This window comes from Acinetobacter sp. P1332 (genome assembly GCF_044057475.1).
Taxonomy (GTDB): domain Bacteria; phylum Pseudomonadota; class Gammaproteobacteria; order Pseudomonadales; family Moraxellaceae; genus Acinetobacter; species Acinetobacter johnsonii.
Window position 1 is genome coordinate 808,462 of the sequence record NZ_CP171157.1, and the last position, 19,445, is coordinate 827,906.

Consider the following 19,445-nt stretch of genomic DNA (forward strand, 5'->3'; position numbering starts at 1 on the left):
TCAATATTCAAATGATTTGATTATCTTTGAAGATAGGAAAAAGCCCAGCAAAAAGCAATAAAAAAGCCCACCTAAGTGAGCTTTTGATGTTGCAAACCTTAGTTTGCTGTTTTGTTGTATTTCACATCTGAAGAAGAAGGCTGTTTCACCACTTGATCCGTCGTGTTGGCTTTTACACCGCCACCGAGGGTTTTATACACTTCAACTTGGTTGTTTAAGTTTGCTTGTTCAAGCAATAACAACCCTTGTTCCGCTGAGTACGATGTACGTTGTGCATCAAGTACAGTCAGGTAGTTATCGATACCTGCACGGAAGCGAGCAGTTGAAAGTTTATAAGTGGTGTTGGTTGCATCTACCAGACGACGTTGCGCTGCTAGACGGTCACCAATATTTTCACGTACTGCCAAGGCATCATTCACTTCACGGAAAGCGGTTTGAATGGTTTTTTCATAATCTGACAACGCAATTTTTTGGTCAGTTTCTGAAATCTTCACATTGGCACGACGTGTACCCCAGTCAAAGATTGGAATATCCAAGCTTGGGCCAAGTGACCATACAAAGGCACCTGATTTAAACAAATCGCTTAAATCTGTCGATGCATAACCTGCCGTACCTGTTAAACTGATGGTTGGGTACAACTGTGCTTTTGCCGCACCAATGTTGGCACCCGCAGCAGACAATTGATATTCCGCAGCACGGACATCAGGACGGTTATTTAACAAGTCGCTCGGCAAGCCCGCTGTCAATGCCGTACTTTGGGTAATGCGTTTCACCGGTTGAGGAGACAATAAGTTTGCAGGAACAGGCTGACCCACCAACAGGTTGAGTAAGTTCTGTGCTTGTGCAAGTTGAGTCTTGTAGTTCGCAACGTCATTACGTGCGGTTTCAACCGAAATTTGCGCTTGGCGTACAGGAACTTCGCTGTCGATGCCTACATCAAAACGTTTTTTGTTCAGATTGTATGATTCAAGCTGTGCTTTTAAGGTTTGGTCTGCCAGTTTTAAGTTAGCATTGGCAAACGAATAGCTCAGCCATGCTTGCGCAACCTGACCAATCAACGAAATTTGAGTTGCATCACGTGCACTTTGAGTCGCCAAATAGCTGTCTAAAGCATTGTCTTTTAAGCTACGAACACGCCCCCAAAAGTCTAACTCATACGCGGTTACGCCAAGGCCAACATTATAGGTTGTCATGGGTTTGCTGCTGCTGAGTGTATCTTGGCGAAGCACACTACCACTTGCACCAATGGTTGGCAGTTGGTTGTTTTCGCTAATTTGATACGCTTGCTGAGCACGTTGAATATTTAAAGTCGCCGTACGGAGGTCACGGTTATTGGCTAGTGCTAACTCGATGACTTGGACTAAACGCTGATCAGCAAAAAAGTCTTTATAGCCTTGTTCTGCAACAGATGGACCTGTCGTTGAACCAATATATCCTGTTGGGATATCCGCTTGAGCGACGGGTTCTGGACCACGCATGCTTTGACATGCAGTCAAAGCAAGCGCAAGTGCAGATACCGCAATGCTACGACCTGAAATAGACCATACTTTTTGCATCACGATGTTTGCTCCTGATTATTTTGTTTCTTAGGTTTGTATTTGAAAATACTACGAATCCAAACAAAGAATACTGGAATGAAGAAAATACCCAACAGTGTAGAACTAATTACACCACCAAGGACACCAAAGCCTACCGAGTGTTGGCTACCTGCACCAGCACCTGTTGAAAGGGCAAGCGGAAGTACACCAAAACCGAATGCAAGGGTGGTCATGATAATTGGGCGTAAACGCATTTTTGCAGCATGAAGGGTTGCATCAAACAAGTCTTCACCTTGTTCTTGCAACTCTTTTGCAAATTCTACGATCAAGATCGCATTTTTCGCAGAAAGACCAATCACGGCAACAATTGCAACTTGGAAGTAGATGTTAAACGATAAGTTTGGATCGCCCTTAATGATCATACCTAACCATGTCAATGCAAATGCACCAAGAATACCGAGTGGTACAACTAGTAATACCGAAACAGGGATAGACCAACTTTCATACAATGCAGCAAGACATAAGAAGACGATAAGCATTGAAAGAACAAGCAGCGGAGCTGTTTGATTGCCCGAATCACGTTCTTCTAAAGATAAGCCTGTCCATTCATAGTCGAAACCTTGTAAGCCCATAGATGGTAACTTACCAATAATTTCTTCCATCGCGAGCATTGCATCACCTGAACTTACGCCCGGTGCTGGAGTACCTTGAATGTTTACAGAAGATACACCGTTATAACGCTCTAGACGTGGTGAACCATAAGTCCATTCGCCTGTTGCAAATGCTGAGAATGGAACCATTGTGCCACTACTATTACGTACATACCACTTGTTCAAGTCTTCAGGCATCATACGTGCATTTGCTTCGCCTTGCACATAGACTTTTTTCACACGACCACGGTCTACGAAGTCATTAATATATGAACCACCCCAAGCCATGCTCATGGTTGTATTGATATCCGCAATACTGACACCCATTGCGCCTGCTTGTGCTTGGTCAATACTAATTTGATACTGAGGTGTATCTTCTTGACCATTTGGACGCACACCTGTAAGGCGTTTATCCTGTGCTGCCATACCTAAAATCGCATTACGTGCAGCAATCAGTTTTTCATGACCTTGACCACTTGCATCTTTTAACTGGATGTTAAAACCAGCAGATACACCTAATTCAGGCATTGCAGGTAACTGTAATGGCATGATGTAAGAGGCGTCTTTCACGATCATATTCAATGCCATACCACGTTGGATGATGGCACCAATTTGCGACTCAGGTGTCGTACGCTCACTCCAGTCCTTCAGCTTGATAAAGGCAAGACCTGCGTTTTGACCAACACCTGTGAATGAGAAACCAGAAACAGTAAAGATGGACTCTACATGTTCTTTTTCTTTATTCATGAAATAGTCTGTCATTGTGGTGATGACTTTATCGGTACGTTCAAGGCTTGCACTTGGTGGAAGCTGAACTAAAGTCATGACGACGCCTTGGTCTTCGTCAGGCAAGAATGAGGATGGTAAAGCTTTATATAGGCCAACTAAGCCTGCAATCACCAGTAAATAAACCACACCAGAAAATACTTTATGATGGGTCATACGGTTGACACCACCTTGGTATTTTACGGATAGCTTTTCAAAGCTGCTGTTAAACCAACGGAAGAAACGCGCAAAAATATTATTACTTTCTGCTTTATTCGGATCGTGTTGTTTTAACAAGGTTGCACACAGGGCAGGGGTGAAGGTTAATGCCACGATCAGTGACAAAATCATTGCGGTAACTAGCGTAATCGAGAACTGACGGTAAATAACACCGGTTGTACCTGCAAAGAATGCCATCGGTACAAATACCGCAGTTAATACACTGGTAATACCGACCAAGGCACCAGAAATCTGTTGCATTGATTTTTCGGTCGCAGCTACAGGGTCGAGGTGTTCTTCTTGCATTACCCGTTCTACGTTTTCCACCACGACAATTGCGTCATCAACCAATAAACCAATCGCTAAGACCATCGCAAACATGGTGAGCGTGTTGATTGAGAAACCGAAGATGTTAATGACAGCAAATGTGCCCAATACAACCACTGGAACAGCCAATGTTGGAATAATTGTGGCACGCCAATTCTGTAAGAACAGGAACATCACAATAAAGACCAAAATGATCGCTTCAATTAAGGTTTTAACAACACTCTTAATCGAAAGTTCAATAAACGGTGTGGTGTCATAAGCCAGTTGATCTTTTAAACCATTTGGGTAGTTTTTACGAAGTTCACTGAGGCGCTTTTCTACAGCCGCTGCTGTATCTAGTGCATTTGCACCAGTTGCCAGTTTAATCGCAACACCGCCAGCAGCCTTACCATTAAATTTAGAGTCGAACTGATAGTTATCTGACCCGAGTTCAACACGCGCAACATCACTCAAACGGACTTGAGCACCAGAAGATGTATTTTTTAGAAATATATTCTTAAATTGTTCAGGTGTTTGCAACATACTTTGCGCATTGACAGTCGCATTCAGCACTTGACCTTGTACAGAAGGTGCACCGCCTAACTGACCTACAGCCACTTGAGCGTTTTGAGCACGAATTGCAGCAGCAATGTCACTTGGTGTCACTTGCAAACTGTTCATTTTCGCTGGATCTAGCCAAATACGCATCGCATATTGACCACCAAAGACTTGAAGTTCACCAACACCTGCAACACGGCTCAGCGGTTCAGAGATGTTTGAGTTTACATAGTCATTAATGTCCGCCCCAGAAAGACTTCCATCTGGAGAGTAAAATGCAAGTACTTGCATAAAACTTGCGCCAGACTTAGTCACTTTCACACCTTGACGTTGTACATCTTCAGGTAAAAGCGCTGTTGCAGATTGTAATTTGTTCTGAACTTGAACCTGTGCAATGTCTGGATCAACCCCTTGTTCAAAGTTCAAGTTGATTGACGCTTGACCATTACCCGCACTGTTAGATGAAATGTAACGTAAACCATCTAAACCATTCATTTGTTGTTCAATGATTTGCGTTACAGTATTTTCAACAGTTTGTGCAGAAGCACCTGGATAAGTTGCAGCAATTGTCACCACTGGTGGTGCAATTGTTGGATATTGAGCAACAGGCATTGTAGTTAGCGAAAGAACCCCCGCCAACATAACCACCAGTGCAATCACCCAAGCAAAAATAGGGCGATGAATGAAAAATTGAGCCATATTCGTCTACCCCTTATGTATTTGAAGTAGCTTTTTGTTCAGTTTTTGCACCAGCTTCTGTCTTTTTAGCATCCGTTGTTGGAGCTTGAGGTGCTGCTGCTTTAGGTTGATACGGTTTCGCAACAACTTTCTGTTCAGCTTTAACTTTCGCTATTCCGTCAACAATAACTTTTTCACCTGTTTTAAGGCCTTCAGTCACAATCCAGTCTTGGCCTTGAATGCCAACTGTGGTGATTTGACGAGGCTCTACTACGCCTTTGTCATTCACAATCATTGCCATCGCTTGACCTGTTGGTGTGCGAGTCACCGCAATTTGCGGCACTAACATCGCATTCGGGATTACGCCTTGAACGATTTGTGCATTGGCAAACATACCAGGAAGCAACAAGTGATTCGGGTTCGGGAACACCGCACGAATCGTCACAGTCCCTGTATCTGGATTGACACTGGCATCAGAGAACGCTAAACGACCTTCGACTGGATAGTCACTGCCATCTTCAAGTTTCAGCTTCACACGCGTGTTGTTACTGCTGTCTAAGCTACCTTTACTCAATTGTTGACGTAAACGAAGAAGTTCAGAGCTTGATTGGTTGATATCAACATAGATCGGGTCTAAACGTTGAATCGTCACCAATGGTTCTGTTTGGTTTGCAGTCACCAAAGCACCCGCAGTAACTGTAGAGCGGTTGGTTTGACCTGAAATTGGAGAGCGGATGGTTGAGTAACCTAAGTCTACTTCAGCATTTTTAACTTGTGCACGTGCTGCTGCCACTTGTGCTTCAGCGACATTCACTTGACCCACTAAGTCGTCATAGTCTTGTTTCGCAACAGCGTTGCTTGAAACCAGTTGTTGATAACGATTCAGTTTGGTTCTGAGTGTGCTTAAATTCGCTTCTTGTTGTAATAATGCTGCTTTGGCATTATCAAATGTTGCGCGGTTGGTACGAGAATCAAGTTCATAAAGTGCCTGACCTTCACGTACATAACTGCCTTCCGCAAACAAACGTTTTAGAATGATCCCACTCGTTTGTGGGCGAACTTCAGAGATTTCAAATGCCGTGGTTCTGCCAGATAACTCTACAGATTGTTCTACATTTTGCGGTTGTGCAACAATGACACCGACTTCAGTAGGTGGCATTTGTTGAGAAGCGCCAGCTTGCTGCGCATCCTTTGGATCTTTGCTACAACCAACAAGTGCAATACTCGTTGCTAATGCGCAAGCGGTAAGGGCTGGGGCCCAAAGCTTTGCCGTCATCATTGTTCCACCTCGATTAGATTCTTATCTAAAAATAATGTGTATTTAATTGGGTATATCTGCCACACAAGATGTAAAGCAGTGAAATCCAGATAATACTAATGCTCCAACCTGCGAGAACGTCGGATGGGAAATGTACTCCAAGATAGACTCTTGAAATTCCCATCATCAGCATCCATAAAAGAGCAATGCATACAACATGACGATGTGCAGAAAATGGTCGACTTAAGAAAATGGCAAGACACGCCAAAGTGGCAGCATACATACTGTGCGCACTCGGAAAGGAAGCACCATAGCTCGTCACTAGGTGAAACATTTCTGGTGGGCGTGGTCTTGAAATTAGAAATTTAAGTAGCCAAGCAGAAGCAATACTTCCAACAACGCCTAAACCAATAAAAACAACATCTCTATACTTTTTATACCATGCACGATGGAAACACCATAGAGTGGTTAGAAATAATACAAACGGCATGCCACCGAGTGCCGATAAAAGTATTGCAAGTTTATCTATATGCTCAGTTCTTAATGTGCTGAAATATTCGACCATCGCCAGATCTAAAGCTGTGAGTGGTTGAATGCTTAGAGCTAATGCACTGATTATAAATAAAATAATACCGATAAAAAGCAACAAGTAAGGCATGCTGGAACTCGTGTCATTTCAACCGATTTAAGCGCGGTTATTTACTGGGTTAAAGTGTACTCATCAGTACACTTTAATTCAAGTGTTGATTAATCATGTATAAAATTTTGTTCACAGTGTAACAAGAGCTCAAAATCGGTACAAAATCATTTTGTATGGTGTTTTGTATTGTTCGAACTTTCATCAACTTCAAGAGGTACTTTCGGTGGCCAAAAGAAGTCACTTGGTCGCGTTAGAAAATGGGTTAAAACCAATTTTGCTAACGGTTTCCACTGTTCAAAACGTACCCGACGTGCACGTAAAGCCACAATAATCGTGAGGGTAAAACTGACAAATAAGTTCGTCAGACCAATAGCGAGTACCCCGAGGAAAGATACAATAATCAAGCCAATCTCAGGACTACCATTAATATTCATCAGGCCTTGAATGAAGTTTGCTGAAGCAAAGGCAATATGGCGAATATCTAGGGGTAAACCCAAAATATAACCAATGGTTCCCATACTTCCTAACATAATCCCGAACAGAAAATTACCCGCCAACGCACCTAAGTTGCGTTCTATATAGCCTGCAAATTTATCGAGTCGTTCTTGTCCCATGATGGTTTTGAGACGAGGGTGTGCTTTTAAGCGAGGGCCGACTTTGCGATAAACCGCCATATTGTCAAAATAACCCGCCAAAAGTCCCGATAAAAACAAACAGACACCCGCAATCGCGGCATGCGGAATGGCCAAAGAAGTGAAAGGGTTTAAGTCATGTAAGACTTTCGCCGCTTTTGCATGGTTGAGTAGCGGTTCGTGCATACCAGTTGCCCATGCCCAAGTAATAAACGCGGCAACAGGAATGGCAATTGAGATATTGCCTAAAATAGCAATAAACTGCGTGCGAATAATGTTAATAATCAGCGCCGCCAATTCAGCAATTTGTGCTGTTTTTGAACCTTTACGCTGTTGTACTGTTGCCGCGAGTGCCGCCGCGGTCATCGCTGGTTGTTTGGTTGCCACAGTAAAGTGCAACACATGAATCAACATAAACCCTAATGAGTAGTTCATGCTGTAAACAAAGGCTTGCATGAGCGGTGCCATGATCATTCGTGCCGACAAGATTTTCAGGGTGGCCATGGTTGCAATGATGACGCCTGCACCCGCTGCGGACTTATACATGGCTAAAAAGCCTTGTTTGTCTGTACTTACATAGTGTTCGCCCGTTTTACTGGCATTTTCAGTCACCTGTAAAGCAATCAATTCACTATTGGTCGTCAGTAAAGAGCGCACACTCCGTTCACTATAAATCGCAGCGGTAATGTCGACCAAGAGCAGGCTCACCGCTTCATAGTGTGCTTCGCCTTCTTCTACAATTAAATTGAGCAACAGTTCGACGCGGTCTAAGCATTGCTCAAGTAAGGAAATCAGATAAGTTAAACTGACACTGACCCCAATGCGTTTGGTCGCACGACGAATTTTTAATACTACATCACGACACTGCTCAATCATGACCAGTGCTTGAGAGGCATCGGGTGGGGCAACCACACTGGATGTTTCAGCTTCTTGATGTGCCTTTTTATACTGTTGAATGAATTCAACAATTTCGCGGTTCTGCACTAAAAAAGGCGATTCATATTCGGTCAGTTCAGGATGCGCATTAATAAACTCTGGATATAAACCAATACCACTAATCCGATAAGACAGCACCGTAATGGCTTTAATCACTTCACTGCGAATTTTGACTTTTTCTTTTTGATTGGCATGCCCGTGATTGAGCAGGTTAAGCAGTTGTAGCCAGTCACTGTCCCGGATGTTATCGAGCCAATATTTGTCACTTCGGTTGGGAAAAACGCGACGGACTAAATCTTGCAGTTGAGTTTCGTCATTAATCAGCGGGAGAAAATGTGCCCCTAAACGCTGTGACAATTGGTTCCAAAACCCATCTAAAGACAAGATACCTGTATCGGCATAAAGACTGGTTTGTTTATATTGGGAAATAAGCCGCAGTACAAAGCTTTGTAAGGTCGATGCGGCATCGGGAGTGATGAGTAAGGCTTGAATGAGCGCTTGAAATTTTTGATGGATTTCATCGGTTTGATACGCATCTATTGGACGAATACGCTCCACCAACTCAATTAAAAGTTGATCATTTAAAACAGCTTGAGGTTGCTCAAGCTGTTGCTGCATTTGAGAAAACAGATCATTAAATTTTATATGCATAGGCAAGTTAAAAACATTTTAAAGCATCATTTGTTATTGAATTCGATGTAAAGCCAGTTGGGTTAAATTGACCAGTGCTTGACGATATTGGCTGTCAGGTAAAGCCTGTAATGCTTGAAGTGCGGCTTCGGTTTCTTCATGCGCCCGTTGTCGGCAGTAATCTAGTGCGCCAGAACTGTTTACGATAGCAATGACTTGATCAAGATCTGCCGTTCCACCTGTCGCAATACTTCGACGAACAATGTCATGTTCTTCACCCGTTGTATTTTTCAATGCTGAGATTAACGGCAAAGTCGGTTTGCCTTCCATTAAATCATCGCCAATATTTTTACCTAATGTTTCAGCATCTGAGGTGTAATCCAAAATATCATCAATGATTTGAAAGGCATTGCCAAAGTGGCCTGCAAATAAACGTAGTGGTTCACGGTACTGCGGTGTCCCAGAAAGAATGGCAGCCCCTTCAGTTGCCAGTTCAAATAAACGTGACGTTTTACCGTGAATAATATCTAAATAAGTTTGTTCTGTGGTTTCAGGTTGGTGCTGTGCTTGAAGTTGTAGCACTTCACCTTCGGCAATTTCACAAGTCCCTGTAGAAAAATCTTTGAGTAAGGTCATATCACCGAGATCGACCAATAAATCAAAGGCACGTGAAATTAGAAAGTCACCCACCAGTACAGCGGTCTGATTGTTCCAAGTCGCGTTGGCCGTTGGGCGACCACGTCGTAAGCCAGATTCATCGACCACATCATCATGGACTAAAGTTGCGGTATGCAGCATTTCAATGATTGCAGCAAGTTTACGTTGGCGTTCAAGGTCTTCTGCACCACAGGCTTTGGCGGCCAATAAACACATAATGGGACGCATGCGTTTACCACCTGCTTCAACCACATGTTTACTCACCGCCATGACCAATGCCACTTTAGAGGTAATGCCTTCATTAATAAATGTGTCCATCGTGGCAAAGTCTTGAGCTACAGGGGCGAGAATATCTTGCTTAAAGTCGATGGTCATTTGAAGAGCGGCCTCATCTATATAAAGTGATAAAAATCAGCATTACCAGTATTGTGTAAATAGGGATACCTGTCTAAATGATTCATTTCAATCATAAATAAGACTCGCTAGTGTGCGAGGCTGTATTTTACGAAAGACAGTTCCTTATTTCCCCAATGTATAAGCGTACTGCATTTGTAGGCTTATTTACATTTTTAAAATCAATTCATCCATACTATAGCGGATTGATTTTAAAAATCTATTTCATTGTAAGCAAAGTCAAGCCAGAGTTGAACTGTAATTTGTTGATTGAGTTTTTCTCGATTATTAAATAATCGTTAATTTAGTCTAATAAGTTCGGCAAATCTCTTGTTGTTTGAGTCAATATCACTTAAAATCCTTGCCCTTGATTAACCCCAGTGGCGTTCGTATTAAGATCGATATCTTCCTTTATCGGCACGACGACACGGGCATGTTTGGAGTACATTATGTACGCAGTAATCCAAAGCGGTGGTAAACAGCACCGTGTTGTAGAGGGTGAAACCCTTAAAGTTGAATTGTTGAAAGCTGAAACTGGCGCAACTATTACGTTTGATGACGTATTAATGCTAGTAAATGGTGACAGCATTCAAATCGGTGCTCCAGTTGTTGCTGGCGCTACTGTAACTGCTGAAGTAGTTAGCCATGGTCGTCACGACAAAATCCGTATTGTAAAAATGCGTCGTCGTAAACACTACCGTAAACAACAAGGTCACCGTCAATGGTTCACTGAGTTGAAAATTACAGCTATTTCAGGCTAATCACGAGGAGTAATGAGACATGGCAACTAAAAAAGCCGGTGGTTCGACTAAGAACGGTCGTGATTCGAACCCTAAAATGCTTGGTGTTAAAATTTACGGTGGTCAATCTGTGACTGCTGGTAACATCATCGTTCGTCAACGTGGTACAGAATTCCACGCAGGTCAAAACGTTGGTATGGGCCGTGACCATACTTTGTTTGCAACCGCTGACGGCGTAGTAAAATTCGAAGTGAAAGGTCAGTTTGGCCGTCGCTACGTAACTGTTGAAGCGTAAGTTTTAATAGTAAGAAAAACCCACATTTTGTGGGTTTTTTTTCGTCTATTCATATTTTTAGCTTATTTTTCTTGTGTTTTTTGTATTTTGAGATAAAGCACTAAATATTAATAAATAGTGATTTGCATCACAAAAAAATAGGAGTGTAATAAAAAAACAAAACTAAAAGAAAGGCAGACAGATATGAACAAAATAGATACAAATGTCTTGGGCAATTCAGACAGCCAGATAACGAAAGTCTCTGGTCAGAACTTAAAACAAGAACATACTCATATTAGTACTGCAGTTTCTGCTGCAATGAATCTACAAACACTTAAGCCAAACCATTGTCTACAAAGGTTTGCTATGAACGTGCTTGTTTTAAGTGTGATTTTAATGACAGCGAATACAAATGTTTTTGCAAGTTCGTGTAATTCTAATCAAGACACAGATAGTTGTCCCGGAAGTGGAATACCAGGACCCGCAGGACCTGCAGGGGCTGATGGTGATAGTGCTTATCATGTAGCTGTGAACAACGGTTTTATAGGTACAGAGGAGGCATGGTTAGAGAGTTTGCAAGGAACAGATGGTGTGGATGGCATTAACGGAACCAACGGACTGGATGGTAAAGATGGTAAAGATGGCGTAGATGGTCTTAACGGTCTTGATGGTGTGAAAGGAGATACTGGAGCACAAGGTGAACAAGGCCTCCAAGGCTTACAGGGTGAGCAAGGTATCCAAGGTGTGCAAGGTGAAACGGGAGCGACAGGATATAATGCTTATCAAGTTGCGCAAGTTAATGGTTTTGACGGTACCATTACGGAATGGCTCGCGAGCTTAAAAGGCGATATGGGTAATACAGGGATGACAGGTGCAACAGGTTTTAGTGCTTATGATGTTGCAGTTGGTAATGGCTTTGAGGGTAGCATTACTCAATGGTTGGCCAGCCTTAAAGGTACAAACGGTACTAATGGTATTTCTAAAGAAGTGATGGATGCTGCTGACACCTACATCCTGAATGAAGCAAAAACTTATGTGAACCAAGTTGGGCAACAAACTCTCAACCAAGCAAATGCTTATACCGATAGCCGTATAAATGCCTTGAACAGAGACATGCGAAAACTTGAAGATCGAACCTATGCAGCAGTAGCATCAAGTATCGCGATAGCATCTTTACCGCAACCGACAGATGCTGGCTACAACATGTTTAGTGCCGGTGTGGGTACATGGGAAGGTGAGCAAGGTTATGCTTTTGGTCTCAGTGGTGTGACTGATAGTAACAAATATGTGTATAAAATCGCAGTGACAACCAATAGCGAAGGTGATTTCGGTGCAGGTGCAGCAATTGGTTGGCAATGGAAATGACAGTGATAATTCTTAACCTCAGTTAGAAAAGCCTCTGCACATTCAGAGGCTTTTCTATATGTAAAGAGCACATCTGATCTTCATCATGATGGATATTTCACAACATTAAGCACCAATAAATATACAAATCTTCTTATATTCTCAATTATTAGCCATAAAATTTGATTTAAGATAGCTCATCTAACAAATTGCGACTGCGCAAATTATAAAAGGTGAGATTATGAAAATGCTTCGTAAGACTTTATGTGCAATGACAGTAGGTGTAGTAACACTTGGCCCTGTTATGAGCAGTACAGTATTTGCAGCTCCGGTTGCAGCATCGGAGCAACAAGCGACGACGAGTTTAGTGAAACAGTTGAGTGGTATCCAAAGTATCAGTTCTAACTTTGAGCAAACCACCAAAGTCACAAATTCATCTAAAGCACCGAAGAAACAAGGTTTATCTGCCCAGCACATGAATCAGACCTTTAAAGGGGTGATGAAAGTTGAGCGTCCAGGGAAATTCTATTGGGAAACTACAAGCCCTGCAAAACAAACCATTGTGACTTCGGGCAAAACGGTTTGGATTTATGATCCAGACTTACAGCAAGCAGTTCGTCAGACTTTAGATGAACAGGTGGCGAATACCCCTGCACTATTATTGTCAGGGAATACGGAACAGATTCGTAAGTCATATCGTATTACGCAACCAAATCAGAGCAAAACCTACTATACCTTGTACCCAAAAAGCGATGATGGTGCATTTCAAAGCTTGACGATCAGTTTTGGTGCGAAAAATGCGCCGACGCTAATGATCTTAGAAGATTCTTTGGGACAAACAACCTATGTGCGTTTTAATAACACCAAGGTAAATACCAATATTCCAGCTTCAACCTTTAATTTTACTCCGCCTAAAGGCACAGACATTATTGACCAATAATATGAGTCTGTTGTTCAAAACCACCTTCGGGTGGTTTTTTATTAGATCAAGTTCAGTTACATAACGTGGTGGGAAGTTATGGCTGTGCTTTGTATAGTCTGTGCTATTGAATACTTAACTGCGGGTAAATCATGATATTACTTCATAACAATAAAATTGGATCTGTCTTCGCAATGATGTTGTGTACGGGGTTGCTGAGTGCATGTCAGCCACAAAATGACAGTAACGCTGCAAAAAGTGAAGAGACAACTAAACCAGCTCAAGTCACACAGACTTTGCCACTGATTGAGGCAAAAGTTCGACCATTACAATTGGCACATTCTATTGCTTGTGATGAGGAAGGATGTACCCAATACCAGCTGTACAGCTTGGAAACCAATGTCCCATGGATCAATCAATATTTTGATGAACGGATGAAAAAAGCCAATCCTGTGGCATTTGAAAGTTTGAAGCAGTCAAAGCCACAGATTGATGAAAACATGCTCAGTGAAACTTTGTCTGATGTCCGTTATGTGGCGCAGCGTGGAAAATATGCTGATTTTGTCTTGATGTATTATCACTACCCAGCGCGTGCCGCACATGGCATGTATCACAACGAGTACATCACCTTAGATTTGGCAACGAAAAAACGGGTTGCGCTGAGTGATATCGTGGTAGACAAGACAGAGTCTCAATTATTAGATGCATTGTATGGTGCCAATAGCATGTGGCTGTCCGATCATAATATTTCACGCGAGCAATTGAAGCTGACCGATAATTATTATATGAGTGCCAAAGGTGTGGTGTTCGTCTATCCCTTATACGAATTAGCATCTTATGCAGAAGGGATGTCTGAATTGGTTTTACCTTATCAACAAGCCAGTGGCTTAATTAAGGCGGAATATTTGCCAAGTTTTGTCGATTATGCAGCTGAACGAGAAAAAGCGAGCAAAGAAAAGCCATAAAAATTGCTGTAATAAGCCACAGCTAGTGATCGCGTGACTGTATTTTTCGGCTTGAAGCGCTTACACTATAGCCAGTTTTTTTCTTTGCAAAAGATTGGCTATGATCGACCCGAAATTACTCAGAAATAATATTGAGGCTGTAAATTTAGCCTTAGCAAAACGTGGTGTACAACTGAATGTTGAAGAATGGGCATCACTAGAAGCTCGCCGTAAAGAGATTCAATCCAAAACTGAATCTCTTCAGGCTGAACGTAATTCGGGTGCAAAACAAGTTGGCCAAATTAAAAAAGCTGGTGGTGATGCATCTGAAATTATGACGCGTATGTCAGCGATTGGTGATGAAATCAAAGCTGCAGAAGTCGCTTTGTCTGAATTACAAGCTGAACTTGAAGCGAAATCACTCAGCATTCCAAACTTGCCAGATGAGTCTGTTCCTGAAGGAAAAGACGAAAGCGATAACGTGGAAATCCTCACATGGGGTACCCCGCGTACGTTTGACTTCGAAATTAAAGATCACACTGACTTAGGTGAGTGGATGGGTGGCCTTGAGTTTGAAACTGCGACCAAATTGACAGGTTCTCGTTTCAGCGTGCTCAAAGGACCACTTGCTCGTTTACAACGTGCGATTACCCAGTTCATGTTGAATACGCATACTTTGGAAAATGGTTATACCGAAGCTTATGTGCCGTATTTAGTCAATGCTGACTCACTCCGTGGTACAGGCCAATTGCCTAAATTTGAAGAAGATTTATTCAAATTACAAGGTGAAAAAGAGTATTACCTCATTCCAACTGCGGAAGTTCCTGTAACCAACTTCGTGCGTGATGAAATTATTGATGCAGACCGTTTACCACTGAAATATGCAGCACATACGCCATGTTTCCGTAGTGAAGCAGGTTCATATGGTCGTGATACGCGTGGCTTGATTCGTCAACACCAATTCGACAAAGTTGAAATGGTGCAAATTGTTAAACCAGAAGACTCAATGCAAGCGCTTGAAGAGCTTACAGGTCATGCTGAAGGGATCTTGAAAGCACTTGGTTTACCGTACCGTAAGATCATTCTTTGTGGTGGTGATATGGGCTTCGGTGCAACTAAAACTTACGATCTTGAAGTCTGGGTACCAAGTCAAAATACGTACCGCGAAATTTCTTCATGTTCAAACATGGGGGACTTCCAAGCGCGTCGTATGAAAGCACGTTACCGTGCAGATCAAAAGAAAACTGAATTTGTACATACGCTGAATGGTTCAGGTTTGGCTGTGGGCCGTACTTTACTTGCGGTCATGGAAAACTACCAACGTGCTGATGGTTCGATTGAAATCCCAACCGTGCTTCGTCCTTATATGGGCGGCGCTGAGTACATTGACTAATAAAGTCGATGTACTGCACAGTTTTGTGCACAATAATTGCTTTAAGACAGTCAGATAAAACTCATTGAGGTCGTGTGTGGATATTTTTCCAATCTCTTTAAAGTTGCAACAGCAACCTTGTCTGATTGTCGGTGGTGGGCATATTGCTTACCGTAAGGCAGTGTTGTTACATAAAGCAGGAGCGCTGATTCATGTCATTGCTCCTGATATTGATGCAAATTTATTGCAACTGGTTGAAGAAAGCCAAGGGCAATATATCCAAGCGCTATATCCTGCGCAGATTCAACTCAATGACTACCGTTTAGTGATTGCTGCAACAGATGATTATGCGGTGAATACTCAAGTCTTTGAGGACTGTGAAGCGCTGAAAATACTGGTCAACAGTGTTGATGATCCACCACATTGTCGTTTTATGGTTCCTGCCATTGTCGATCGTTCGCCTTTGGTGATTTCAGTGGCCAGCAATGGTACATCCCCCGTGTTATCTCGCCAAATTCGAACCCAGCTTGAAACCAGTATTCCACATGGGATGGGTAAGCTGGCTGAATTTTCAGGAAAATGGCGTGCAGCGGTGAAAGCGAAGATTTCTAATCCTGACGAGCGCCGTGTTTTCTGGGAAGATCTATATGCAAGTCCACTGAAAGAACAAGTTTTTCATGACAATCTGACAGAAGCAGATAGTTTAATCGAGCAAGCACTGGCAGAGTGGAAAACCCCGAAAGGTGAAGTGTATTTGGTTGGTGCAGGTCCAGGTGATCCTGAGTTGCTGACCCTTAAAGCACTGCGTTTGATGCAACAAGCCGATGTGGTGATTTATGATCGTTTGGTTTCCCCTGCGATTATGGAACTCTGTCGCCGAGATGCAACAAAAATTTATGTGGGTAAAGCCCGTTCTAACCATGCTGTTCCGCAAGAAGGCATTAATGCCTTACTAGTGGAATATGCCTCAAAAGGTCAACGTGTTTGCCGTTTAAAAGGTGGTGATCCTTTCATCTTTGGTCGTGGTGGTGAAGAAATCCAAGAGCTTTTTGCTGCAGGTGTACCATTTCAAGTAGTGCCGGGGATTACTGCCGCTTCGGGTTGTTCGGCTTATGCAGGCATTCCTCTGACACATCGCGATTATGCACAAAGCGTGCGTTTCCTTACCGGACATTTAAAAGAAGGTTCGCCTGAGTTACCGTGGGATGAGTTGGTCTATCAGAATCAAACGCTTGTGCTGTACATGGGCTTGGTTGGTTTAGAAAAAATTTGTGAAAAGTTAATTGAGCATGGCCAGCGTCCAGATATGCCCGTTGCTTTGATCTCGAAAGGTACCACGCTAGAACAAAAAGTGTTGGTCGGGACCTTAGCGGATATCGCATCAAAAGTTGAAGAAAATCATATTCAAGCGCCTACATTGACCATCATTGGTGATGTAGTGAGTTTGCGTGAACAATTACAGTGGCAAGATTAACTTTTGCCATATTGAAAGAGTAGAGAAAAGCTGTGATCCATGTTGTTTTATACGAGCCCGAAATTCCTGCAAACACAGGGAATATCATTCGTTTATGTGCCAATACTGGAGCGCAGCTGCATTTGGTTAAGCCACTTGGCTTTGAGCTGGATGATAAAAAACTCAAACGTGCAGGTTTGGACTACCACGAGTGGGCGCGCATGCAAATTTGGGAAACATTCGATGAGTGTTTAGCAAATTTAGCTGAAAAAGGTGTCGATATAAACGCGATTTATCCTCTAACCACCAAAGGAACGGAAACACCGCATACTTCGGATTTGAATCGCCCTGTGGCTTTACTCATGGGACCTGAGACACGTGGTCTGCCTGAACAGGTTCGTATGTTGTTTCCAAAAGAGCATTGGATTCGTTTGCCCATGGCTGAAAACTCGCGCAGTTTGAACTTATCCAATGCGACAGCCGTGATTGTGTATGAAGCATGGCGTCAGCAGGGTTTTAAGCCTTTAGCCTAATCAAATTACTGTGACAGAGCCCGCTTAAGCGGGCTCTGTTTTTTCTAGCTTTTGATCGAATCCAGCTCTGGATTTTAAAACTTTAAGCATATTGGCTTCGACCCAATCTTTCATTTGATAGGCATTTTGAGCAAAGTCTTTGCCAATTTCAGTTAACGCATATTCCACTCGAATCACATTGTCTTCATGAATGGTTCGCGTCAAAAAACCATCGCGCTCTAAGATCTTTAATTTTTGTGACAGTACTTTAGGTGAAATACCTAAAACATTTTTCTTAAGCTCATTAAAGTGCTGTGACTCTTGATCCAGCGTATACACAATCAATAAAATCCACTTGTCTGCAAATTTTTCAAAAAAAAGACGAGCAGGACAATCTGGATGAAAAATATTAAATTTCATTGGCTTATTCATTTCTAATCATGCTCCTTTTACGTTCTATCTTCATTTGAAACAATCAAACAGACCAGTTACTAAGTGGTAACTAATTGATACTAAGTTTCATAAGTGTATCATGAATACAGACTTAATGCAGCGCTGTCATCAGACTACGCTTTCGCAAGATACTGGCAATTGGATGGATCACATAATGAAAGTTTCAGAGGCTGTTGTTTTTATTACGGGTGGGAATCGTGGCTTAGGACTTGCCATGGCTCGGGAGGCACGTCGTCAGGGCGCTAAAAAGATCTATGTGGGTATGCGCCAGATTGGGAGCTTTCAGGAAGAAGGTCTTACCCCGATTCAACTGGATGTAAATGACAAAGCATCTATTCAGCAGGCAGCAGAACAATGCGCAGATACCACAATTCTTGTGAATAACGCGGGCATTGAGCTTTTGAATGAACATCCTGTCGATGCCAGTATTATCACGACTACGCAAAAGATTTTGGAAACCAATTTATTGGGTTTGATGTGGGTGACGCAAATTTTTGTTCCGATCTTGCAAAAGAACCAACAGGCTTATGTGGTCAATATTCTCTCGGATGTATCTTGGGAGCCAAGCACTGTTTTGACCAGTTATGCCATTTCTAAGGCAGCAGCATGGTCCTATACCAACTCAAGTCGTCAGTGGTTGTCTCAATTTAATATTCAGGTCATGGGGGTGCATGTGGGTTTTATTGACACCGATCTGACTCGTTCATTACCTATTCCAAAGATTGCGTCAGAAACAGTAGCCCAAGAAGTCTTTCAAGGCATCGAGCAAAATGCTTATGAAGTTTTGGTCGGTGAAAAGACCCAGCAGTTGAAGCAGGGTCTAAGCGCTGAAGTTGCAAGTTATGTGAAGCTCAAGCCCGATCAGGCCAGTGTTTAAGATATTTCATACTATTTATTTTTAATGGTTTACGCAGCGTCATGCTTGACGAAGCAATGCCAATCAACTAATTCAAAAGAGGAAACTAAAATGTCGAATATTTCAGTGGTTTTTTATTCAGGCTATGGACATACCAAAGTGATTGCACAAACTTTTGCGCAAGAAATTGGTGCAAATTTGGTGGAGATTGACCCAAATGGCGACATTTCAGAGCAAAATTGGCAGACATTGGATCAATCTGATGCAATTGTATTTGGTGCACCAACTTATATGGGTACTGCACCGTGGCAATTTAAAAAGTTTGCCGATGCATCTTCAAAAAAATGGTTTACTCGTGCATGGCAAGATAAAATTTTCGGTGGCTTTACCAATAGTGCAAGCTTAAATGGTGATAAGCAAGTGACCTTAATTCAACTGCAAACACTTGCATCGCAGCATGGCGGTATTTGGGTAAGCTTGGGCTTATTGCCTGCCAACAGTAAAGCGGCAACCCGTCAAGATGTAAATAATTTGGGTGGTTCTGTAGGTTTGTTGGTTCAATCACCATCGGATGCAAGTACGGATGAAATCCCAGCCGGGGATCTCGAAACCACAAAAGCCTATGCACAACGTATTGCTAAAATGACTAAACAATTTAAGGGCTAGTTTTTTAGCTCTAGTTTAAAAAAGAAAAAGACGCACTTGGCGTCTTTTTCTT

At 42.4% G+C, this 19,445-nt stretch carries 17 protein-coding genes; 10 read left to right on the plus strand and 7 right to left on the minus strand.

All coding sequences use genetic code 11. From position 1 onward, the window contains the following. Nucleotides 1–98: 98 nt before the first annotated feature. From adeK to sdsA, 6 genes are all read right to left on the minus strand, one after another. Nucleotides 99–1,556, minus strand: coding sequence for a multidrug efflux RND transporter AdeIJK outer membrane channel subunit AdeK (adeK, locus tag ACFN7Z_RS03880; RefSeq protein ID WP_010327336.1), 1,458 nt, complete (start codon nt 1,554–1,556; stop codon nt 99–101). Next, entirely contained in the window at nt 1,556–4,735 is a 3,180-nt protein-coding gene (gene adeJ / locus ACFN7Z_RS03885; protein ID WP_159151459.1) for a multidrug efflux RND transporter permease subunit AdeJ, read from the minus strand. The genes adeK and adeJ overlap by 1 nt, the downstream gene beginning before the upstream one ends. 13 nt (nt 4,736–4,748) lie before the next feature. Further along, complete coding sequence (locus ACFN7Z_RS03890; RefSeq protein WP_159151460.1) at nt 4,749–5,993, minus strand: efflux RND transporter periplasmic adaptor subunit; 1,245 nt, start codon at nt 5,991–5,993, stop codon at nt 4,749–4,751. Nucleotides 5,994–6,018: 25 nt separating this feature from the next. Further along, the gene (locus ACFN7Z_RS03895) at nt 6,019–6,630 is read right to left on the minus strand and encodes a phosphatase PAP2 family protein (RefSeq protein ID WP_159151461.1); all 612 of its coding nucleotides are present in this window, start codon (nt 6,628–6,630) and stop codon (nt 6,019–6,021) included. Between the two features lie 146 nt (nt 6,631–6,776). Then, nucleotides 6,777–8,831 carry a site-specific recombinase gene (locus ACFN7Z_RS03900; RefSeq protein ID WP_029575090.1) on the minus strand — a complete coding sequence of 685 codons (2,055 nt, stop codon included), beginning with the start codon at nt 8,829–8,831 and terminating at the stop codon, nt 6,777–6,779. 33 nt (nt 8,832–8,864) lie between these two features. After that, on the minus strand, nt 8,865–9,842 hold the full coding sequence (gene sdsA / locus ACFN7Z_RS03905; protein WP_004982856.1) for an All-trans-nonaprenyl-diphosphate synthase: 978 nt from the start codon (nt 9,840–9,842) through the stop codon (nt 8,865–8,867). A gap of 467 nt (nt 9,843–10,309) precedes the next feature. Here sdsA and rplU point away from each other — a divergent pair, with 467 nt between their 5' ends. From rplU to ACFN7Z_RS03945, 8 genes are all read left to right on the plus strand, one after another. Continuing rightward, the gene (gene rplU, locus ACFN7Z_RS03910) at nt 10,310–10,621 is read left to right on the plus strand and encodes a 50S ribosomal protein L21 (protein WP_004695441.1); all 312 of its coding nucleotides are present in this window, start codon (nt 10,310–10,312) and stop codon (nt 10,619–10,621) included. A gap of 19 nt (nt 10,622–10,640) precedes the next feature. Next, nucleotides 10,641–10,895 carry a 50S ribosomal protein L27 gene (rpmA, locus tag ACFN7Z_RS03915; RefSeq protein WP_004695443.1) on the plus strand — a complete coding sequence of 85 codons (255 nt, stop codon included), beginning with the start codon at nt 10,641–10,643 and terminating at the stop codon, nt 10,893–10,895. A gap of 183 nt (nt 10,896–11,078) precedes the next feature. Beyond that, on the plus strand, nt 11,079–12,239 hold the full coding sequence (locus ACFN7Z_RS03920; RefSeq protein ID WP_395442587.1) for a YadA-like family protein: 1,161 nt from the start codon (nt 11,079–11,081) through the stop codon (nt 12,237–12,239). Nucleotides 12,240–12,459: 220 nt separating this feature from the next. Continuing rightward, nucleotides 12,460–13,158, plus strand: a complete 699-nt coding sequence (gene lolA / locus ACFN7Z_RS03925) for an outer membrane lipoprotein chaperone LolA (RefSeq protein ID WP_010327331.1) — start codon at nt 12,460–12,462, stop codon at nt 13,156–13,158. A 131-nt stretch (nt 13,159–13,289) separates the two neighbouring features. Further along, entirely contained in the window at nt 13,290–14,102 is an 813-nt protein-coding gene (locus tag ACFN7Z_RS03930) for an RsiV family protein (RefSeq protein WP_010327330.1), read from the plus strand. A gap of 100 nt (nt 14,103–14,202) precedes the next feature. Next, nucleotides 14,203–15,474, plus strand: a complete 1,272-nt coding sequence (gene serS, locus ACFN7Z_RS03935; RefSeq protein ID WP_004695457.1) for a serine--tRNA ligase — start codon at nt 14,203–14,205, stop codon at nt 15,472–15,474. A 76-nt stretch (nt 15,475–15,550) separates the two neighbouring features. Next, the gene (cysG, locus tag ACFN7Z_RS03940) at nt 15,551–16,927 is read left to right on the plus strand and encodes a siroheme synthase CysG (protein ID WP_010327329.1); all 1,377 of its coding nucleotides are present in this window, start codon (nt 15,551–15,553) and stop codon (nt 16,925–16,927) included. Between the two features lie 32 nt (nt 16,928–16,959). Then, nucleotides 16,960–17,439, plus strand: coding sequence for a tRNA (cytidine(34)-2'-O)-methyltransferase (locus ACFN7Z_RS03945; RefSeq protein ID WP_010327328.1), 480 nt, complete (start codon nt 16,960–16,962; stop codon nt 17,437–17,439). 24 nt (nt 17,440–17,463) lie between these two features. On the opposite strand, the gene ACFN7Z_RS03950 is transcribed toward ACFN7Z_RS03945, so the two are convergent. Then, nucleotides 17,464–17,850: a helix-turn-helix domain-containing protein gene (locus ACFN7Z_RS03950; RefSeq protein WP_004695464.1), complete on the minus strand. Its 387-nt coding sequence runs from the start codon at nt 17,848–17,850 to the stop codon at nt 17,464–17,466. A 115-nt stretch (nt 17,851–17,965) separates the two neighbouring features. Between ACFN7Z_RS03950 and ACFN7Z_RS03955 the strand changes: the two genes are divergently transcribed. After that, complete coding sequence (locus ACFN7Z_RS03955; RefSeq protein WP_050796979.1) at nt 17,966–18,748, plus strand: SDR family NAD(P)-dependent oxidoreductase; 783 nt, start codon at nt 17,966–17,968, stop codon at nt 18,746–18,748. Nucleotides 18,749–18,838: 90 nt separating this feature from the next. Beyond that, nucleotides 18,839–19,393 (plus strand): flavodoxin family protein, encoded by a 555-nt coding sequence (locus ACFN7Z_RS03960; RefSeq protein ID WP_010327326.1) that lies wholly within the window; start codon nt 18,839–18,841, stop codon nt 19,391–19,393. The last annotated feature ends 52 nt before the right edge of the window (nt 19,394–19,445 follow it).